15 protein-coding genes are annotated in these 19,689 nt (G+C 72.9%); 2 read left to right on the top strand and 13 right to left on the bottom strand.

The features are described from left to right. Positions 1–41: 41 nt before the first annotated feature. The 6 genes from serA to AB0947_RS31960 all read right to left on the bottom strand — a co-directional run bounded on the left by serA (position 42) and on the right by AB0947_RS31960 (position 9,983). Positions 42–1,631 (bottom strand): phosphoglycerate dehydrogenase, encoded by a 1,590-nt coding sequence (gene serA / locus AB0947_RS31985; RefSeq protein WP_366753845.1) that lies wholly within the window; start codon positions 1,629–1,631, stop codon positions 42–44. Between the two features lie 224 nt (positions 1,632–1,855). After that, entirely contained in the window at positions 1,856–2,854 is a 999-nt protein-coding gene (gene ilvC / locus AB0947_RS31980; protein WP_366753844.1) for a ketol-acid reductoisomerase, read from the bottom strand. 118 nt (positions 2,855–2,972) lie between these two features. Beyond that, positions 2,973–3,497: an acetolactate synthase small subunit gene (gene ilvN, locus AB0947_RS31975; RefSeq protein WP_121786755.1), complete on the bottom strand. Its 525-nt coding sequence runs from the start codon at positions 3,495–3,497 to the stop codon at positions 2,973–2,975. Between the two features lie 20 nt (positions 3,498–3,517). Then, positions 3,518–5,368, bottom strand: a complete 1,851-nt coding sequence (locus tag AB0947_RS31970) for an acetolactate synthase large subunit (RefSeq protein WP_366753843.1) — start codon at positions 5,366–5,368, stop codon at positions 3,518–3,520. Between the two features lie 244 nt (positions 5,369–5,612). Continuing rightward, on the bottom strand, positions 5,613–8,630 hold the full coding sequence (locus AB0947_RS31965; RefSeq protein ID WP_366753842.1) for an EAL domain-containing protein: 3,018 nt from the start codon (positions 8,628–8,630) through the stop codon (positions 5,613–5,615). Positions 8,631–9,005: 375 nt separating this feature from the next. Further along, positions 9,006–9,983 (bottom strand): 2-hydroxyacid dehydrogenase, encoded by a 978-nt coding sequence (locus AB0947_RS31960; protein WP_366753841.1) that lies wholly within the window; start codon positions 9,981–9,983, stop codon positions 9,006–9,008. A gap of 75 nt (positions 9,984–10,058) precedes the next feature. Here AB0947_RS31960 and AB0947_RS31955 point away from each other — a divergent pair, with 75 nt between their 5' ends. Together AB0947_RS31955 and AB0947_RS31950 are read left to right on the top strand one after the other, a co-directional pair. Beyond that, positions 10,059–11,057 (top strand): aldo/keto reductase, encoded by a 999-nt coding sequence (locus AB0947_RS31955; protein WP_366753840.1) that lies wholly within the window; start codon positions 10,059–10,061, stop codon positions 11,055–11,057. A 176-nt stretch (positions 11,058–11,233) separates the two neighbouring features. Next, entirely contained in the window at positions 11,234–12,400 is a 1,167-nt protein-coding gene (locus AB0947_RS31950; protein WP_366753839.1) for a PQQ-dependent sugar dehydrogenase, read from the top strand. Positions 12,401–12,431: 31 nt separating this feature from the next. Here the strand turns inward: AB0947_RS31950 and AB0947_RS31945 are convergent, their stop codons facing one another. The 7 genes from AB0947_RS31945 to gatB all read right to left on the bottom strand — a co-directional run bounded on the left by AB0947_RS31945 (position 12,432) and on the right by gatB (position 19,676). Then, positions 12,432–12,638: a DUF6191 domain-containing protein gene (locus AB0947_RS31945; protein WP_366753838.1), complete on the bottom strand. Its 207-nt coding sequence runs from the start codon at positions 12,636–12,638 to the stop codon at positions 12,432–12,434. Between the two features lie 37 nt (positions 12,639–12,675). After that, the gene (locus tag AB0947_RS31940) at positions 12,676–15,714 is read right to left on the bottom strand and encodes an AAA family ATPase (protein WP_366753880.1); all 3,039 of its coding nucleotides are present in this window, start codon (positions 15,712–15,714) and stop codon (positions 12,676–12,678) included. 95 nt (positions 15,715–15,809) lie between these two features. Then, a complete protein-coding gene (locus tag AB0947_RS31935; RefSeq protein WP_366753837.1) occupies positions 15,810–16,001 on the bottom strand; it encodes a hypothetical protein in 192 nt (63 codons plus the stop codon). Positions 16,002–16,207: 206 nt separating this feature from the next. Further along, positions 16,208–16,852: a hypothetical protein gene (locus AB0947_RS31930; RefSeq protein WP_366753836.1), complete on the bottom strand. Its 645-nt coding sequence runs from the start codon at positions 16,850–16,852 to the stop codon at positions 16,208–16,210. Between the two features lie 35 nt (positions 16,853–16,887). Then, positions 16,888–17,460: a GNAT family protein gene (locus tag AB0947_RS31925; protein ID WP_366753835.1), complete on the bottom strand. Its 573-nt coding sequence runs from the start codon at positions 17,458–17,460 to the stop codon at positions 16,888–16,890. Between the two features lie 166 nt (positions 17,461–17,626). Further along, entirely contained in the window at positions 17,627–17,935 is a 309-nt protein-coding gene (locus tag AB0947_RS31920) for a hypothetical protein (RefSeq protein WP_366753834.1), read from the bottom strand. 226 nt (positions 17,936–18,161) lie between these two features. Beyond that, entirely contained in the window at positions 18,162–19,676 is a 1,515-nt protein-coding gene (gatB, locus tag AB0947_RS31915) for an Asp-tRNA(Asn)/Glu-tRNA(Gln) amidotransferase subunit GatB (RefSeq protein WP_366753833.1), read from the bottom strand. Between the last annotated feature and the right edge of the window lie 13 nt (positions 19,677–19,689).

The raw sequence follows: 19,689 nt of genomic DNA, 5'->3' as shown, positions 1-19,689 counted from the left end.
GAGGTGCTCCTCAGCCCGTCCGGCGTTGCGGCACAGTTGGATCAGACCAGGTTGACCGACCGGGCCGACGTGGCGCCGATCTCGGAGGCGACCTCGGCCAGGACGGTGGCGCCCACCGTGTCGTCGACGGTCAGCACGGCCAGCGCCTCCCCGCCCACGGCCGCGCGGGCGACCTGCATGCCGGCGATGTTGATGCCCGCCTCGCCGAGGATGCGGCCGACGGTGCCGACGACACCCGGGCGGTCCTCGTAGCGCAGCACCACCATGTGGTCGGCGAGCGCGAGGTCGACGTCGTACTCACCGACGGCGACGACCTTCTGCACGTGCTTCGGGCCGGACAGCGTGCCGGAGACCGACACCTCCTCGCCGGTGCCCAGCGTTCCGCGCACGGTGACCACGTTGCGGTGGTCGCCCGACTCCGAGCTGGTGGTCAGGCGGACCTCCACCCCGCGCTCCTGCGCGAACAGCGGAGCGTTGACGTAGGACACGGTCTCGTCCACGACGTCCTCGAAGACGCCCTTGAGCGCGGACAGCTCCAGCACCTTCACGTCGTGCTGGGTGATCTCGCCGTACACCTCGACGTCGAGGCGGACCGCGACCTCACCGGCGAGCGCGGTGAAGATGCGGCCGAGGCGCTCGGCGAGCGGCAGGCCCGGCTTGACGTCCTCGGCGATGACACCGCCCTGGACGTTGACGGCGTCCGGCACCAGCTCACCGGCGAGGGCCAGCCGGACGGACCTGGCGACGGCGATACCGGCCTTCTCCTGCGCCTCGTCCGTCGACGCGCCCAGGTGCGGGGTGGAGACGACCTGGTCCAGCTCGAAGAGCGGGGAGTCGGTGCAGGGCTCCTTGGCGTACACGTCGAGGCCGGCGCCGGCGACCCGGCCCTCCTTCAGCGCCGCGTACAGCGCCGCCTCGTCCACGATGCCGCCGCGCGCGGCGTTGACGATGCGGACGCTGGGCTTGACCTTGCGCAGCGCCTCGTCGCCGATGAGGCCGAGCGTCTCGGGGGTCTTGGGCAGGTGGACGGTGATGAAGTCGGAGACCTCCAGCAGCTCGTCCAGGGAGAGCACCTTGACGCCCATCTGCGCGGCCCGCGCGGGCTGCACGTAGGGGTCGTAGGCGACGACCTTCATGCCGAAGGCGGACATGCGCTGCGCGACGAGGGCACCGATGCGGCCCAGGCCCACGACGCCCAGCGTCTTCTCGGCCAGTTCGACGCCCGTGTACTTGCTGCGCTTCCACTCGCCGTTCTTCAGCGCGGCGTTGGCCTGCGGGATGTTGCGGGCGGTGGAGAGGATGAGACCGCAGGCCAGCTCGGCGGCGGTCACGATGTTGGAGGTCGGGGCGTTGACGACCATCACGCCGGCCTTGGTGGCGGCGGAGACGTCGACGTTGTCCAGGCCGACACCGGCCCGGGCGACGACCTTGAGCTTCTTCGCGGCGGCGATGGCCTCGGCGTCGACCTTGGTGGCCGAACGGATCAGGATCGCGTCCACGTCGGCGATGGCCGGCAGCAGCTCGGAGCGGTCCGCTCCGTTGCAGTGCCGGATCTCGAAGTCCGGACCGAGTGCGTCGACGGTGGCAGGCGACAGCTCTTCAGCGATGAGTACGACAGGTTTCGAGCTCACGTGAGTCCTCACATGTGCGATGCGGACGGCCGTCCCGACGGCCGCAGGCGGAGGAGGGGCTAGCCGCGGAAGACGCACGACGCTGTGGGCCTGACGCGTGTTGTGCAGAAGCATAGTGGCGCGGCGGGCGTCGCATTGCGCCTCTGCGGAAGGATCACCCGTCCGTGGCTGGACGGGGTGGACAACAGGGGCCGGAGCAGTCCGCCCCGGCCCCTGTCAGCGGCTCACGCCTCTTCGTTGACCCAGCTCATCAGCTTGCGCAGCTGCTTGCCGGTCGTCTCCAGCAGGTGCTCGGAGTCCTGCTTCTTGTACTCGTTGTACTTCTTCAGGCCGCCGTGGTACTCGTCCATCCAGTTGCGGGCGAAGGAGCCGTCCTGGATCTCGGCGAGGACCTTCTTCATCTCGGCCTTGGTGGCGTCGGTGATGATGCGCGGGCCGGTGACGTAGTCGCCCCACTCGGCGGTCTCCGAGATGGACCAGCGCATCTTCTCCAGGCCGCCCTCGTACATGAGGTCCACGATCAGCTTCAGCTCGTGCAGGCACTCGAAGTAGGCGATCTCCGGCTGGTAACCGGCCTCGGTCAGCGTCTCGAAGCCCGCCTTGACCAGCGCGGCGGTGCCACCGCACAGCACGGCCTGCTCGCCGAAGAGGTCGGTCTCGGTCTCCTCGGTGAAGGTGGTCTTGATGACGCCGGCGCGGGTGCCGCCGATGCCCTTGGCGTACGACAGGGCCAGCGCGAAGGCGTTGCCGGAGGCGTCCTGCTCGACGGCCACGATGCACGGGACGCCGCGGCCCTCCTCGTACTGGCGGCGCACCAGGTGGCCCGGGCCCTTCGGGGCGACCATGCAGACGTCCACGCCCGCCGGGGGCTTGATGAAGCCGAAGCGGATGTTGAAGCCGTGACCGAAGAACAGCGCGTCGCCGTCCTTCAGGTTCGGCGCGATGGACTCCTCGTACACCTGGCCCTGGATCGGGTCCGGGACGAGGATCATGATGACGTCGGCCTCGGCGGCGGCCTCGGCCGGGGTCACCACGCGCAGGCCCTGCTCCTCGGCCTTCGCCTTGGACTTGGAGCCCTCGTGCAGACCGACACGCACGTCCACACCGGAGTCACGCAGCGACAGGGCGTGGGCGTGGCCCTGGCTGCCGTAGCCGATGACCGCGACCTTGCGGCCCTGGATGATGGACAGGTCGGCGTCGGCGTCGTAGAACAGCTCGGCCACTTTGGGTTCTCTCCTTGTGTGCAGGTGGTGCGTCCCACCGTATGACGGCGGGCGGGAAGGAAGTTCGGGGGTCTCGGCATACGGGCGGCCGTTGATCGCCGGCCGCCCGTTCCCAGTCTTACGCCGTCCGGTCGAGAGCGCGCAGCGAGCGGTCCGTGATCGAACGGGCGCCACGGCCGATCGCGATCGTGCCGGACTGGACCAGCTCCTTGATGCCGTACGGCTCCAGCATCTTGAGCATGGCGGACAGCTTCTCACCGGAACCGGTGGCCTCGATGGTCACGGCCTCCGGGGAGACGTCGACGGTCTTGGCGCGGAACAGCTGGACGATCTCCACGATCTGGGAGCGGGTCTCGTTGTCGGCGCGGACCTTCACCAGAACGAGTTCACGCTGCACGGCCTGACCGGGCTCCAGCTCCACGATCTTCAGCACGTTGACGAGCTTGTTGAGCTGCTTGGTCACCTGCTCCAGCGGCAGCTCCTCGACGCCCACCACGATGGTGATGCGGGAGATGTCCGGGTGCTCGGTGACGCCGACCGCGAGCGAGTCGATGTTGAATCCGCGCCGGGAGAACAGGGCGGCGATGCGGGCGAGGATGCCCGGCGTGTTCTCCACCAGGACGGAGAGCGTGTGCTTGGACATGTCTTCTGGCTCTTCCTCGCTCAGTCGTCTTCGTTGTCGCCGAAGTCGGGGCGGACGTCCCGGGCGGCCATGATCTCGTCGTTGGAGGTGCCGGCGGCGACCATCGGCCAGACCATCGCGTCCTCGTGGACGATGAAGTCCACGACGACCGGGCGGTCGTTGATGGAGTTGGCCTCCGCGATGACCTTGTCCAGGTCCTCCGGGCGCTCGCAGCGCAGCCCCACGCAGCCCATCGCCTCGGACAACTTCACGAAGTCCGGCACGCGCGTGCCCTTGGCCTCCGGGTTGACGTCGTCGGGGCCGCTGTGCAGCACGGTGTTGGAGTAGCGCTGGTTGTAGAAGAGGGTCTGCCACTGGCGGACCATCCCGAGGGCGCCGTTGTTGATGACGGCGACCTTGATCGGGATGTTGTTCAGGGCGCAGGTGGTCAGCTCCTGATTGGTCATCTGGAAGCAGCCGTCGCCGTCGATCGCCCAGACGGTACGGCCGGGCCGGCCGGCCTTGGCGCCCATCGCGGCCGGGACCGCGTAGCCCATCGTCCCGGCGCCGCCCGAGTTCAGCCAGGTGGCGGGGGTGTCGTACTGGATGAAGTGCGCGGCCCACATCTGGTGCTGGCCGACGCCCGCCGCGAAGATCGTGTCTTCGGGGGCGAGCTGCCCGATGCGCTCGATGACCGCCTGCGGGGAGAGCGAGCCGTCCCCGGGCTGGTCGTAGCCGAGCGGGTAGGTCTCGCGCCACCGGTTGAGGTCGCTCCACCAGGCGGTGTAGTCGCCCCGGTGGCCCTCGCTGTGCTCCTTCTGGACGGCCTGGACCAGGTCGGCGATGACCTCGCGGGCGTCGCCGACGATCGGCACGTCGGCGGCGCGGTTCTTGCCGATCTCGGCCGGGTCGATGTCCGCGTGGACGATCTTGGCGTACGGGGCGAAGCTGTCCAGCTTGCCGGTGACGCGGTCGTCGAAGCGGGCGCCGAGGGCCACGATCAGGTCGGCCTTCTGCAGCGCGGTGACGGCGGCGACGCTGCCGTGCATGCCGGGCATGCCCAGGTGCTGCGGGTGGCTGTCGGGGAACGCGCCGAGCGCCATCAGGGTGGTGGTGACCGGGGCGCCGGTCAGCTCGGCGAGGACCTTCAGCTCGGCGGTGGCGCGCCCCTTGAGGACGCCGCCGCCGACGTACAGGACGGGCCGCCGGGCGGCGGTGATCAGCTTGGCGGCCTCGCGGATCTGCTTGGCGTGCGGCTTGGTCACCGGGCGGTAGCCGGGCAGGTCCATGACGGGCGGCCAGGAGAAGGTGGTCTTCGCCTGGAGGGCGTCCTTGGCGATGTCGACCAGGACCGGGCCGGGGCGGCCGGTGGAGGCGATGTGGAACGCCTGCGCGATCACCCGGGGGATGTCCTCGGCCTTGGTGACCAGGAAGTTGTGCTTGGTGATCGGCATCGTGATGCCGACGATGTCCGCTTCCTGGAACGCGTCCGTGCCGATCGCCTTGGAGGCGACCTGGCCGGTGATCGCGACCATCGGCACCGAGTCCATGTGCGCGTCGGCGATCGGCGTCACCAGGTTCGTCGCGCCCGGACCCGAGGTCGCCATGCAGACGCCGACCTTGCCGGTGGCCTGCGCGTAACCGGTGGCCGCGTGGCCCGCCCCCTGCTCGTGCCGGACCAGGACGTGCCGCACCCGGGTGGAGTCCATCAGCGGGTCGTACGCCGGCAGGATCGCACCGCCCGGAATGCCGAATACCGTGTCCGCGCCGACCTCCTCGAGGGAGCGGATGAGGGACTGCGCACCCGTGACGTGCTCGACGGGGGCGGACTGATGTCCTCCGGAACGGGGCCGCGGCTGCGGATGGTGGGCCCCGGTGGCCTGCTCGGTCATCGGCATTCTCTTCTCGATGCTGAGGGTTTTTTGCGAGGTTCGGGCGGATTTCGAGCGCTGCACGCAAGGCACTCGTGCAACAAAAAACCCCTCGTGCCGCAAGGCAAGCGAGGGGAGCGCGCCGGTGAGGTCGCTGGGGATTCCGGATCGTCCTCCGGTGGGTCCCAGCTCAGCCGACGCGCTGTCCAAGTACGAGAATTCGGGTGCGCATGGAACTGACCCTCCCCCCGGCACGCACCGCGTGTCAAGTGGGTGGGACGGGAGTCTCAGAATGTGAGCGGAGGGCACTGCCGCCTCCGAAGACGGCCGGGACACCCCCTGTGTACACCCTCTCCGGCTCCCTGGCGCTGCCCGCGAACGCGGGTTCGGCCGGGGCGTGCGGCACCGGGTAGTGGCCGGATCCGAGCGCCCGGCGCAGCCGGTACTCGTCCAGCGGGCCGGCGAACGCCATGCCCTGCCCATGGGTGCACCCCATCGCCCGCAACGCGACCACCTGCTCGGGCAGGTCCACGCCCTCGGCGACCGACTGGAGCCCGAGATCGCCGGCGATCCGCAGCAGACCACTGGTGATCTTGTGCAGCCGCGCCGACTCGACCACGCCCTCGACCAGGCCGCGGTCGAGCTTGAGGATGTCCACGGGCAGCCTTCTGAGCGCCGTGATGGCCGCGTAGCCGCTGCCGAAGCCGTCCAGCGCGATCCGCACCCCGAGCCGGCTCAGCGCGGTCAGCCGCCGCTCCAGCTCGTCCAGGGGGACGCGGGGGTCGGTCTCGGACAGCTCGATGACCAGGGCCCCGGGCGGCAGCCCGTGCCGGGTCAGCAGCCCCTCCACCGAGCCCAGCGGCATCGAGCGGTCCAGCAGCCGCCGGGCGCTCGTCCGGACCGCCACGGGGACGACGGTCCCGGTCGCGGCCCGCTCGGCCGCCTGCTCCACGGCCTCCCGCAGGATCCAGCGGTCCAGCTCGGCGGTCTTGTCGCCGTCCTCGGTCACCCGCAGGAACTCGGCCGGCGTGAACAGCACCCCCTGCGAGGAGCGCCAGCGCGCCTGTGCGGAGACCGCCGTGATCCGGCCGTTCTGCAGGCACACCACGGGCTGGTGCAGCAGGGTGAACTCGCCGTCGTGCAGCGCGGCGCGCAGCCGTGTGGCCAGCTCCGCCTTGCGGACGACGTCCTGCTGCATCTGCGGCTTGTACAGCTCGACCCGGCCCTTCCCGGCCGACTTCGCGCGGTACATCGCCAGGTCGGCATTGCGCAGCAGCTCGCCCGCGCCGAGGCCCGGTTCGGCGAAGGCGACGCCGATGGAGGCGTTGACCCTGACGTCGTTGCCGTCGATGGCGTACGGGTGGGAGAGGGTCAGCCTGAGACGGTCGGCGAGCTCCAGGATGTTCCGCTCGCGGGCGGCCCGGTCCCGGGTGCCGTCCCCGACGATCAGGGCCGCGAACTCGTCGCCGCCCAGCCGGGACGCGGTGTCCCCCTGCCGGACCGCGTCCTGGAGTCTGCGGGCGGCCTGGATGAGCAGTTCGTCGCCGGCCTGGTGCCCGATCGTGTCGTTGACGGCCTTGAAGCCGTCCAGGTCGATGAAGAGCACCGCCGTGCCCCGCAGCGCGGCGCCCCGGTCGGTGGCCCGGCGGCCGGACAGGGCCTGCTGCACGCGCTTGGTGAACAGCGCCCGGTTGGGCAGGTCGGTCAGCGGGTCGTGCTCGGCGTTGTGCTGCAACTGGGCCTGCAACCGCACCCTCTCGGTCACGTCCCGGCTGTTGAAGATCAGTCCCCCGTGGTGCCGGTTGACGGTCGACTCGACGTTGAGCCAGCCGCCGTCGCCGGAGCGGAACCGGCACTCGATGCGCGTGGTGGGCTCCTCCAGCGGGCTCGCGGCGAGGAAACGGCGCACCTCGTGCACCACGCAGCCGAGGTCCTCCGGGTGGATGAGCCCGGCCAGCTCGGTGCCCACCAGCTCCTCGGCGGATCTGCCGTACACCCCGGCGGCGGCTGGGGAGACGTACCGCAGGATGCCGTTGGGCGCGGCGATCATGATGACGTCGCTGGAGCCCTGCACCAGGGAGCGGAAGTGGTTCTCCTTCTGCGCCAGTTCCTGGGTCAGGGTGATGTTGTCCAGCAGCATGATGCCCTGCCGGATGACGAGCGCCAGCACCACGGCACCCGCGGTGATCAGCACCACGTGGTCGGGCCTGCGGCCGTTGAGGACGTTGTACAGGATGCCCAGGGTGCACACCGCGGCGGCGAGGTACGGGGTGAGGGCGGCGAGCGAGCCGGTGAGCGGCCGGCCCGACGGGTACCGCGGGTGCTCGCCGCCCGGCGCGGACAGGGGCGGCTGCCGGCCCGTGCTCAGCCGTCCCGGCCGGTGCTCGTGGACCACGCGCGTGTGCCCGTCCGCCGGGCGTGCCTCCCGCGCGCGCCGGCGCCGGGGCGCGGCCCAGGGCGCGTAGGCGAGCAGCAGCGAGCCGGCGAACCAGCCCGCGTCCAGCAGTTGCCCGGAGCGGTAGCTGCTGTGCAGCAGCGGCGAGGTGAACAGGGCGTCGCACATCACGGTCAGCGCGAGCGCGCCGATCGCGGTGTTCACCGCCGTGCGGTTGCCCGGGGCGCGGCGGAAGTGCAGGGCGAGGACCATGCTGACGAGCGCGATGTCGAGCAGCGGGTACGCCAGGGACAGCGCGGCGTGCGCCACGCTGGAGCCTTCGATCCGGGCCGCCTGGGCGAGGGCGAGGCTCCAGGAGAGGGTGAGCAGCGAGCCGCCGATCAGCCAGGCGTCCAGTCCCAGGCAGATCCAGCCCGCCCTCGTCACGGGCCGCTTGGCGAGGACCAGCAGGCCGACGATGGCGGGCGGTGCGAAGCAGAGGAAGAACAGGTCGGCGTAGCTGGGGCTGGGCACGGGCCGGTCCAGCACGACCTCGTACCAGCCCCAGATCGCGTTGCCCAGCGCGGCCATGAGCGAGGAGAGGGCGAACAGCAGCCAGGCCGAGCGGAAGCGCACGCGCCGGCTGCGGGCGTAGAGGAAGCAGGAGACGGCGGCGGTGCCCGCCGCCGCGCTCAGGCCGAAGTCGCCCATGACCAGCGCGAGTTGGCTCGCGCCCCAGTCGCACGCGGCTCCGACGGCGTAGGCCGCGCAGATCAGGGCGAGGACGAGCTGCTCCATCAGCCGGGTGTTGCCGCCGATGCGCGGCCGGCGGGGCGGCGGTGCCTCGTGCGGGTGCGGTGCGCGCGCCGCTCCGTCGAGGGTGGTCGTCACGGACGGCGGGGCGCTCACCGGGGCCTCCCGGTGAGCGCCGCTCCCGTGTCCCGGCGGTCCCGGTGCGCGGGGTGCGCATGCCTGCGACGACCGCTGTGGCTGCGCTCGTTGTGGCTGTGGTGGCTGGTGTGGTGTCCGCGCCTGCCCCAGGGTCGCCGTCGGCGGTTCCGCCGCGTCGGATCGTTCGTCCATAGGCCGTGCATCGCCCGTCGCCCCCCTCACGAATCTGAAAAGTCCATCCCCGGCGCCGAGTGGTCAGTCGGCGCTGCCCCTGTCGGGGACGATACACCAGTATCGTCACTCAGGGACATAGCCTCTCTACGCTCCGTGACGATCACCGGGAGTACGGGTACGGACCGCGTCCGAAAGGTTGCGGAGGGTGCCGGAAGCGGCCTAGCGCCCGTTTGCTCCCCTGGTTCCGGGTCCGGTCGTCAGGATCACGTTCCGCAGGGGCTGCCGGTTCACGAACCGGGTCAACTGGTCGGCGAGCAGCCTCCCGGCGCGGGGCAGGAAGGCCGAGGAGGGCCCGCCGACATGCGGGCTGATCAGCACTCCGGGCGCCTGCCACAAGGGGTGGCCGGGGGGCAGCGGTTCGGGGTCGGTGACGTCCAGGGCGGCGGTGATCCGGCCCCGCTCCAGCTCGGTGAGCAGCGCCTTGGTGTCCACCACGGGCCCGCGCGCGACGTTGACGAGCAGCGCGCCGTCCTTCATCCGGGCGAGGAAGCCTGCGTCGACGAGCCCCCTGGTCTCGTCCGTGAGCGGGGTGCAGAGGATCACGACATCCGCGTGTGGAAGCAGTGGAAGCACATCGGCGATCGGATGCACAGGACCGCGCGCGGTTGTGCGACCGGAGCGCGCAACGCGCGCCACCCGCGCGACCTCGAAGGGCACGAGCCGGTCCTCGATGGCGGCGCCGATGGCCCCGTACCCGACGATCAGCACGTTCTTGTCGGCGAGGGCGGGGTGGAAACCGCCCGCCCAGCGCTCCTGTTGCTGGGCGCGGACGAAGCCGGGGATGCCGCGCAGCGCGGCGAGGGTGAGGGTGAGCGCCAGCTCGGCCGTGCTCGTCTCGTGCACTCCGCGCGCGTTGCACAGCCGCACGCCCGGCGGGATCACCGACAGCTGCCCGGTGATGTCGTCGACGCCGGCGGTGAGCGTCTGGATCAGCCGTACGTTCCTCAGGTGCTCCAGGGGGCCCACCCGGACCGACAGCCGCTTCATGTACGGCACCACGTAGACGGCGCACCGCGCCGGGTCGCCGGGATACGGCTGCTCGCCGTCCTCTCCCCCGTCCCAGAACAGGTAGCGGGGCCCCTCGGGCAGCCCCTCGATCTCCTCGGGCGGAATGGGAAGCCACACGTCTGCACTCATGCCAGGAGGCTATGTCAGGCACGTCCGCGCCCAGAGGTTAGGTTGGGGGCCGGGCTAAGGGAGGTTCACGAGCAGGTGGAGCGCAGGACGATCGGCGCGGGGGCGCTCGCGGTGGGGGCCGTCGGACTCGGATGCATGCCGATGAGCTGGGCGTACAGCGGATCGCGCCGGCGGGGTGAGGAGTCGGTCAGAGCGGTGCACCGCGCGCTGGACCTGGGCTGCGACCTCCTGGACACCGCGGACATGTACGGCCCGTTCACCAATGAGCTGCTGCTCGGCCGGGTGCTCAAGGAGCGGCGCCGGGACGCCTTCGTGTCGACGAAGGTGGGGCTGCTGGTGGGTGAGCAGCACATCGTGGCCAACGGCCGGCCCGGTTATGTGCGGCGTGCCTGCGACGCCTCGCTGCGGCGGCTCCAGACCGATGTGATCGACCTGTACCAGCTGCACCGCGCCGATCCGGAGATACCCGTCGAGGAGACCTGGGGCGCGATGGCGGACCTGGTGCGGGCCGGGAAGGTGCGGGCCCTCGGTCTGTGCGCGGTGGGCGCGCGCGGCGGGCGCCGCCCGGGGGCCGGGCTGTACGACACGACGCTGCGCCAGTTGCAGCGGGTGCAGCAGGTGTTCCCGGTGGCCGCGGTGCAGGCGGAGCTGTCGGTGTGGTCGCCGGAGGCGGTGCGGGAGCTGCTGCCGTGGTGCGAGGCGCGCGGTGTGGGCTTCCTGGCGGCGATGCCGCTGGGCAACGGCTTCCTGACCGGCACGCTGACGCCGGGCGAGGGCTTCGAGCCGGACGACGTGCGCGCCCGGCACCCCCGGTTCACCGCCGAGATGATGGCGGCCAACCAGCCGATCGTCGCGGGCCTGCGGCGCATAGCCCGCCGGCACGGCGAGGACCTGACCCCGGCCCAGGTGGCCCTGGCCTGGGTGCTGGCGCAGGGCCGGCACGTGATCGCGCTGCCGGGCACCAAGCGGGAGCGCTGGGCGGCGCAGAACGCGGCGGCGGCCGGGCTGCGGCTGACCGCGCGGGATCTGGCGGAGGTGGCCGGGCTGCCGCCCGCCCAGGGATCGTGGGACTGAGCCGGCCACCACGGGATCTGCGGGCCGCCCGCCACCCGGCGGACACGTGACCGAGGTTTTCGCGGCCGGCCGGTGGGGATCGGGAACCCGTGGGGGCATGGCCGGTGTTGGACAGGGAGAGCGTGCCGTCGGGCCCGCCTGTGGAGCGCCACCGGACCGCCGCGGCGAAGGGAACCGTGATCGTGCGACGTAGAGCTGTGCCTGCCGCGCTGGCCGTGGCCGCCCTCCTGCTGGTGGCCGGCTGCTCCTCCGACGGCGGTGGCGTCCCGGGCCCGTTCCCGGGCGCGACGACCTCCGGGGCCACCGCTTCCGGGCACGGCACCGCCTCGGCCGCGCCGCTCCCTCCGGCCAAGGGCGCGGTGGAGGTGCTGCGCACGGTGGCCGAGGGCCTGAAGACACCGTGGGGGCTGGCTCCGCTGCCCGGCGGCGGCCTGCTGGTCTCCTCCCGGAACGAGGGCACGATCAGCCGGATCGACGAGAAGACCGGCCGGACGACCGAGCTGGGCGCGGTCTCCGGGGTCGCGCCGGCCGGCGAGGGCGGCCTGCTGGGCATCGCCCTCTCCCCCGACTTCGCCTCGGACCACATGATCTACGCCTACTTCACCTCGGCCTCGGACAACCGCATCGTCCGCATGCTGTACGACGAGCGGAAGCCGGCCGGTGAGCAACTGGGCGCCCCGGACACGGTGTTCAAGGGCATCCCGAAGGGGTTCATCCACAACGGCGGCCGGATCGCGTTCGGTCCCGACCGCATGCTGTACGCGGGCACCGGCGAGAGCGGGGAGAAGGGCCTGGCGCAGGACAGGAAGTCGCTGGGCGGCAAGATCCTGCGGCTGACCCCGGACGGCGAACCGGCTCCGGGCAACCCGTTCCCCGACTCGCCCGTGTACTCGTACGGCCACCGGAACGTCCAGGGGCTGGCCTGGGACGACAGACAGCGGCTGTTCGCCTCGGAGTTCGGGCAGGACACCTGGGACGAGCTGAACGCGATCGCGCCCGGTGGCGACTACGGGTGGCCCCGGGCCGAGGGCAGGTCCTCGGAGGCCGGCTTCCACAACCCGGTGGCCCAGTGGCACACCGACGACGCCTCCCCCAGCGGCATCGCCTACGTGAACGGCGTGATCTGGATGGCGGGCCTGAAGGGCGCGCGGCTGTGGCGCGTCCCGCTGAACGACACGTCGCCCTCGGCCGCCCCGCAGGCGTTCCTCAAGGGCGCCTACGGCCGGCTGCGTACGGTCGTCCCGGCGGGCGGCGACAGACTCTGGCTGGTGACGAGCAACACGGACGGCCGGGGCACCCCGAAGAAGGGCGACGACCGGGTGCTGGAGCTGCGGGTGCGGTGAGCGGCGCGCCTTGCCCGGATGAGCCGCGCGGCTACGCGTCCCCGGTGGGCGCTTCGGGCTCCGGCTCGGCCGGCGCCCTGTCCGGCAGGCGTATCACCGCCTTTCCGGAGGTCAGGTCTATGGGACCGCGGCCGGGGTCGTTGTCGCCCACGTCCTCGCGGGTCAGTTCCAGCCGGTTCTGCTCGTCCCGGGTGTGCTTGCGGCCGGGTGCGAACAGTTCCTCGAAGGCGTTGAACACGGCTCCCCCTCACTGCCGGTTTCCTCCAGCGTAGGTCTCAGCCCGGTGTTTCGGCAGTGAGCGTCCCGGCCGCGAACAGCCCCAGCCGGTGGGCGACGGCCGCCGCCTCCCCCCGGCCGGAGACGCCGAGCTTGCCGAGGATGTTGGAGACGTGCACGCTCGCGGTCTTCGGGGAGATGAACAGCTCCGCCGCTATCTGGCGGTTGGTGCGGCCGGCCGCGACCAGGTGCAGGACGTCCCGCTCGCGGCTGGTGAGGCCGAGTGCCGTGGCCGGGTCGGCGGGGGCCTGGCGGGTCGCGCCGGTCAGGGTGAGGCGGGCGCGCTGGGCGAGCCGGGCCACGGCGTCGGCGAGGGGGCACGCGCCGAGGTGGCCGGCGACCGCCCCGGCCAGCCGGAGCAGTTCCACCGCGCGCTCGCGCTCGTCGTCGCCGCCCTCGGCCAGCAGCGCCGCGGCGAGGCGGTGGCGGACCCGGGCGAGGTCGTAGGGCCGGTCCAGGCACTCGAAGGCGGTGACGACCGGCCACCAGGTGCCGGCGGTGTCCCGGCCCTCGGCGCGGAGCAGTTCGGCGCGGGTCCACTGGCCGTAGGCCTGCCAGAGCGGGACGCCGGTGGTGAGGGTCCGTGCGGCCTTCGACAGGCGGTCGAGGGTCTCGGCGCGGCCGGGCAGGGCGGCGGGCAGGGCACGGGCGTCGGCCTCGGCGGTGGCGGCGGCCAGCAGCAGCGGCCAGCCGTAGCGGTGGGTGCCGGGCGGGAAGCCGGCGTCCAGGGCCGGGAGCAGTGCCGCGCGGGCGTCGGTGATCCGGCCCTCGGCGGCGGCGACCCCGAGGACGATGCCGGCCACGGGCAGGGACTGCTGGGGCATCGGGTCGTGGGTGCCGTACCAGGCGCGGGCGGCGGCGAGGTGCCGGCCGGCCTCGGCGTGGTCGCCGCGGGCGAGGGCGAGGTGGGCCTGCAGCAGGCCGCCCGCGCCGCGGGGCATGGCGCCGTGGCCGACCCGGGCGGCGTGCGCGGCGGCCTCGGCGGCCTCCTGCCACCGGCCGAGCGAGTACAGCGCCTCGGACAGGTTGCCCCACATCCAGGCCCCGGAGTCCAGCATCCCGTACGCGCGGCAGAACTCGATGCCCTCGCGCAGCAGGGGGACGGCCTCCCGGTCCCGGCCGACGCTCTGGAGCACGGACGGCAGGTTCACATAGGCGCGGGCCGCGACGTGGTGCATGCCCTCCGCGCGGGTGTCCCGCAGCACCTGCCGCATCCGAGCCAGACCGGCCTCCGGCTCGCCGGCCTCCGCGGTCAGCCCGCCCAGGGTGAGGCGTGCGTCCAGCTCGGTCTCCCGGGCGCCGACCATGCGGGCGTACTCCACGGCCCGCTCGGCGGCGGCCAGGGCCTCGGGGCCCGGCCGGCGCTGCATGGACCAGCTGGCGGCGACCGCCAGCACCTCCGCGTGCACCTCGGACGGCGGCAGTCCGCGCACCAGTTCCTGGGCGGCGGCCAGCTCCTGCCGGCCGTCACCGCGCGCCGTGGCCTGGATCAGCCGGGAGCGCTGCACCCAGAACCAGGCGGCGCGCAGCGGGTCCGGCTCCTCCTCCAGGAGGCGCAGGGCCCGCTTGGTGATCTTCAGGGCGCGTTCCCGCTCGCCGCCGAAACGGCCCGCCACGGCCGCCTCGACCAGCAGGTCGAGGTAGCGCAGCGGTGTGGTGGCCGGGTCGCAGCCGCACGGGGGGTAGACCTCGGCGTAGTCGACCGGGCGCAGGGCGGAGCGGACCTCCGCCGGGGCGCTGTCCCACAGCTCCATCGCCCGTTCCAGCAGCCGCAGCTGCTCGGTGTAGGCGTGCCGGCGGCGGGCGACGACGGCGGCGGACAGGACGGCGGGCAGGGCCTTCGCGGCGTCGTGGGCGTGGTACCAGTAGCTGGCCAGGCGCATCACGCGGGCGTCGGCCGGGACCAGGGCCGGGTCGGCCTCCAGGGCCTCGGCGTAGCGGCGGTTGAGCCGGGAGCGTTCGCCGGGCAGCAGGTCGTCGGCGACGGCCTCACGGACCAGGGAGTGCCGGAAGCGGTAGCCGTCGCCGGTGCGGGCGGCGGTGAGGATGTTGGCGCCGACGGCGGCCCGCAGCGCCTCGATGAGGTCGTCCTCGGCGAGCCGGGCGACGGCGGCGATCAGCCGGTACTCCACCGTGGAGCCGCCCTCGGCGACGATCCGGGCGACCCGCTGGGCGGGCTCGGGCAGTGCTTCGACCCGGACCAGGAGCAGGTCGCGCAGGGAGTCGCTGAGGCCGGCGCAGTCGCCCGCCGTGGCGGCGACGGCCAGCTCCTCGATGAAGAAGGCGTTGCCGTCGGAGCGTGCGTAGATCTCGTCGACGTGTGCGGGATCGGGTTCGGCGGCGAGGATGCCCGCGATCTGGCGGCCGGCCTCCTCGCGGGTGAAGCGGGCGAGTTCGACGCGGCGGACGGTGCGCAGCCGGTCCAGTTCGGCGAGCAGCGGGCGCAGCGGGTGGCGGCGGTGGATGTCGTCGGAGCGGTAGGTGGCCAGGACGAGGAGGCGGCCGGCGCGCAGGGTGCGGAAGAGGTAGGCGAGGAGGTGTCGGGTGGAGGCGTCGGCCCAGTGCAGGTCCTCCAGGACGACGACGACGGTGTGCTCGGCGGCGATCCGCTCCAGCAGCCGGGCGGTGAGCTCGAACAGGCGGGCCGTGCCCTGTTCGTCGGGGCGGCCGGAGCCGGCCTCGCCGAGGTCGGGCAGCAGCCGGGCCAGTTCCTCCTCCTGGCCGGCCGCCGCCGCGGCGAACTCCTCGGGCAGGGTGTCGCGCAGGGCGCGCAGCGCCGCGGAGAAGGGGGCGAACGGCAGTCCGTCCGCGCCGATCTCCACACAGCCGCCGACGGCGACGACGGCGTCGTGCCGGGCGGCGGCGGTGGCGAACTCCTCCACGAGGCGGGTCTTGCCCACGCCCGCCTCGCCGCCGAGCAGCAGCGCCTGCGGCTCGGCCCGGGCGGCACGGGCGAGCGCGTCGTTCAGCGTGTGCAGTTCGTCGGCGCGGCCGACGAACACGGGACTGACGGACCTGTTCTCCACGGGCCCGAGCATCGCACGGGGCCGGAACGGCCCGGCACCGGTTTTCCACAGCCCCTGTGTGATGGTCGTACCGGTGGCCGGTGGTGCCGTGCCGGCGGGCGGCAGGGTCACGCGGTGCGTGGCAGCCGGTGCCGGCGGGGGCGGTCGGTATGCGACTCGGCGGCCGGGGCACCGTCGCCGGCTGCGCCGGCGCGGCGGGCGGCACGACGGGACCGCAGGACCTCGCGGGCCAGGCGGTCCTCCTGGGCCGTGCGACGCAGTTCGTCGGAGCGCAGGCGGTGCAGTTCGAGGGCGTACATGGCGGGTCCTTCCGGGAGGGACGGTGTCGTCTGCCGCTTTCCGCGACGCCTCCACCCTCGTATCCCGGAGGGGTCCGCCACATCGGGAGAGTGCCGCATCTTCGCGGCGACGGGCGGGCCGCACGCACGCGTAAGGGGCCTTAGGGCGGCGGTGAGTCGCTCACGCGCGCCCTAAGGCCCCCTGGGCTGCGGGCCCCGGCGTGCTCTCAGCCGGTCGAGGGCAGGCCGAGCAGGGCGTCGGAGTACTTCAGGACGGCGAGCAGCAGTCCGATGACGCCGAGCGAGACGCCCGCCCAGGCGACCGACTTGATCCACGCGGCCTGCGGGCGTCCGGGCGTGCCGAACGCGGGCCGGGCCAGCACGACCACGCCGGTGATCAGCGCGGCGAGCGCGAACAGGCCGGCCCACAGGGCGGTGGTGTGCCAGGCGTCGCCGTAGACCTCCTTGATCTGCCGGGCGACGCTCGCGGTGGAGGACGTCTGCAACTGGCCGACGAGCTGTTCGCGCGCGGACGCGACGGTGCCGATCCAGCCGCCGCTGAGCGAGACCAGGCCCAGCGCCGCGGAGACGACGGCGCCGGCGCCCTGGCCGACCCCGGAGGGCGCCTTGCCGCCGGCGGCTTCCGTCGCATCGCCCGCCTCGCCGCCGTCGGCTTCCGCGGCCTCCTCGGCGGCCGGTTCCTCGACGGCCTGGTTCCCGGCGGCCGGGTCACCGGCGGCCTGGTTCCCGGTGGTCTGTTCCCCGGCGGCCTGCTGCGCCGCGGGAGCGGCCGTCGTCGTCTCGTCGTCCTTGCGCGCCCCGGTGCCGGCCTCAGTGCCGCCCGTGGCGTCTTCCGCTGTCTTCGTTGCCATGCCTGGCACCGTACGGACGCTCTCTGAGAGGTCCCTTAATGATCGTCGTGCGCGGTACGCGCGCGTGCCGCACGCCACTCGGGCGCGAGCACCGACCAGATCTCGGTGCTGGTGCGCACGCCCCGGTGCCGGTAGTTCTCGCGGAGCACGCCCTCACGCGTCATGCCGAGCCGCCGGGCCACGTTGATGCTCGGCTCGTTGGCCGAGGACACCTGCCACTCCACCCGGTGCATGCCGCGCTCCTCGAAGGCCCAGTCGAGCAGCACCCGCATCCCGCGCGTGACCAGCCCCCGCCCGGCCGCGGCCGGCTCCAGCCAGCAGCCGGCCTCGCAGACCCCGCCCGGGGTGTCCCAGACGCGGAACAGCAGGCCGCCGACGAGGGTGCCGTCCAGCCATATGCCGTGCAGGCTGCCGGCGTCGGCGGCGCGCTTGTCGGCGTACGCCTTCAGCCAGCCCCGGGCCCCGTCGAGGTCGGACACCACGTCCGCCAGACCGACGTGCCGGCCGATGAACTCCCGGCCCCGGTCGATGGTGGCGAGCAGTTCCTCCGCGTGCCAGACCTCCAGGGGCCGCAGTTCGGCGGCGTCACCGAGCGGTATCGCGTACATCGTGCTGTTGTTCCTTCCGTAGTGCGTGCACCGGGACCCGGCCGGGCCCGTCCTCGCTCGCGCGGCACCGCGGGCGGCGCTTGCCGCGTACGCTGCCCGTGCCCGCCCTCATGCATCTGCTCGGTGCCGCCGACTGGTGGCTGCCCGGCCGGCTGGAGAAGGGGTGTCAGTCGAACTGGTCGCCGAGCGCCATGACCATCGTCCCGGCGATGAGCAGCCACAGGGCCCTGCGGGTACGGCCCTTGGAGCCGAGGAGGGCCGCGAGCGCGCAGACGGCGGCACCGAGGGCGTAGGCCGCCGGCACGCGGGCGGGTGCGGACCCGGTGAGCCGCAGCAGGGAGGCGGCGAGCCCCGCGAGACAGAGGAGCGCTCCGGTACCGGCCGCGGTCCACCGGGCCCGCCGCGCGTCCTCGACGTACCCCTCCGGCTCCTCGGTTATCGGGGGCTCGATGTCGGAATCGGTGCGTCCACTCATGGCGGGCGAGCGTACCGTCCCCGGCCGGAAGGCCCTGGTGCGGGGCGGCACCGGGGGCGCGGGGCGCGAACGGCCCGTACGAAGCCCGGCGGACGGATCGGAGCGGGTTCACGGCCGGGCCGGCACGCGACTCGCTGGGGCTGCCGGGGTCGCCCGGGCGGTGGGGCCCCGCACCTGGCCGTACGGCCCCGGAGGGCGTCCCTCCGGGGCCGTACACCGCCTGCCGTCAGCCCTCGCTGACGCCCAGCTTCTCCAGGATCAGCTCCTTGACGCGGGCCGCGTCGGCCTGGCCGCGGGTGGCCTTCATGACCGCGCCGACCAGGGCGCCCGCCGCGGCCACCTTGCCGCCGCGGATCTTGTCCGCGATGGCCGGGTTGCCGGCGATGGCCTCGTCGACGGCCGTGCCGAGCGCGGAGTCGTCGGAGACGACCTTCAGACCGCGCTTGTCGACGACCTCGTCCGGGGTGCCCTCGCCCGCGAGGACGCCCTCGATGACCTGGCGGGCCAGCTTGTCGTTCAGGTCGCCCTTCGCGACCAGCTCGGTGACCCGGGCCACCTGCTGCGGCGTGATCGCCAGCTCCTCCAGCGCCTTGCCGGACTCGTTGGCGCTGCGCGCCAGTTCGCCCATCCACCACTTGCGGGCGGAGGCCGCGTCGGCACCGGCGTCGATGGTGGCGACGATCGGGTCCAGCGCGCCGGCGTTGAGGATCGCCTGCATGTCGGTGGCGGAGATGCCCCACTCGGCCAGCAGCCGGGTGCGGCGGACCAGCGGCAGCTCGGGCAGGGCCCCGCGGATCTCCTCGACCCACTCGCGCGAGGGCGCGACCGGCACCAGGTCGGGCTCCGGGAAGTACCGGTAGTCCTCGGCCTCCTCCTTCACGCGGCCCGAGGTCGTGGACCCGGTGTCCTCGTGGAAGTGGCGGGTCTCCTGGACGATCGTGCCGCCGCCGGAGAGGACGGCCGCGTGCCGCTGGATCTCGAAGCGGGCCGCGCGCTCCACCGAGCGCAGGGAGTTGACGTTCTTCGTCTCCGAGCGGGTACCGAACTTGTCGGCGTCCTTGGGCATCAGCGACAGGTTCACGTCGCAGCGCATCTGGCCCATCTCCATGCGGGCCTCGGACACGCCGAGCGCACGGATCAGCTCGCGCAGCTCGCGGACGTACGCCTTCGCCACCTCGGGGGCGCGCTCGCCGGCGCCCACGATCGGCTTGGTGACGATCTCGATCAGCGGGATGCCGGCGCGGTTGTAGTCCAGCAGGGAGTGGGACGCGCCGTGGATGCGGCCGGTGGCGCCGCCGACGTGCGTCGACTTGCCGGTGTCCTCCTCCATGTGGGCGCGCTCGATCTCCACGCGGAAGACCTCGCCGTCCTCCAGCTGCACGTCGAGGTAGCCGTTGAAGGCGATCGGCTCGTCGTACTGGGAGGTCTGGAAGTTCTTCGGCATGTCCGGATAGAAGTAGTTCTTCCGGGCGAAGCGGCACCACTCGGCGATCTCGCAGTTCAGCGCGAGACCGATCTTGATCGCGGACTCGACGCCGGTCGCGTTGACGACCGGGAGCGCGCCGGGCAGGCCGAGGCAGACCGGGCAGGTCTGGCTGTTCGGGTCGGCGCCGAGCGCCGTCGAGCAGCCGCAGAACATCTTCGTCTTGGTGCCGAGTTCGACATGGACCTCAAGGCCCATGACGGGGTCGTACGACGCCAGCGCGTCCTCGTACGACACCAGGTCGGTCGTGGTGGTCACGGTGAAAACTTCC

The organism is Streptomyces sp. NPDC047841, from assembly GCF_040704085.1.
GTDB lineage: Bacteria > Actinomycetota > Actinomycetes > Streptomycetales > Streptomycetaceae > Streptomyces > Streptomyces argyrophylli.
Note: the sequence above shows the minus strand (reverse complement) of the source record. Positions and strands in the feature narration are given on the sequence as shown.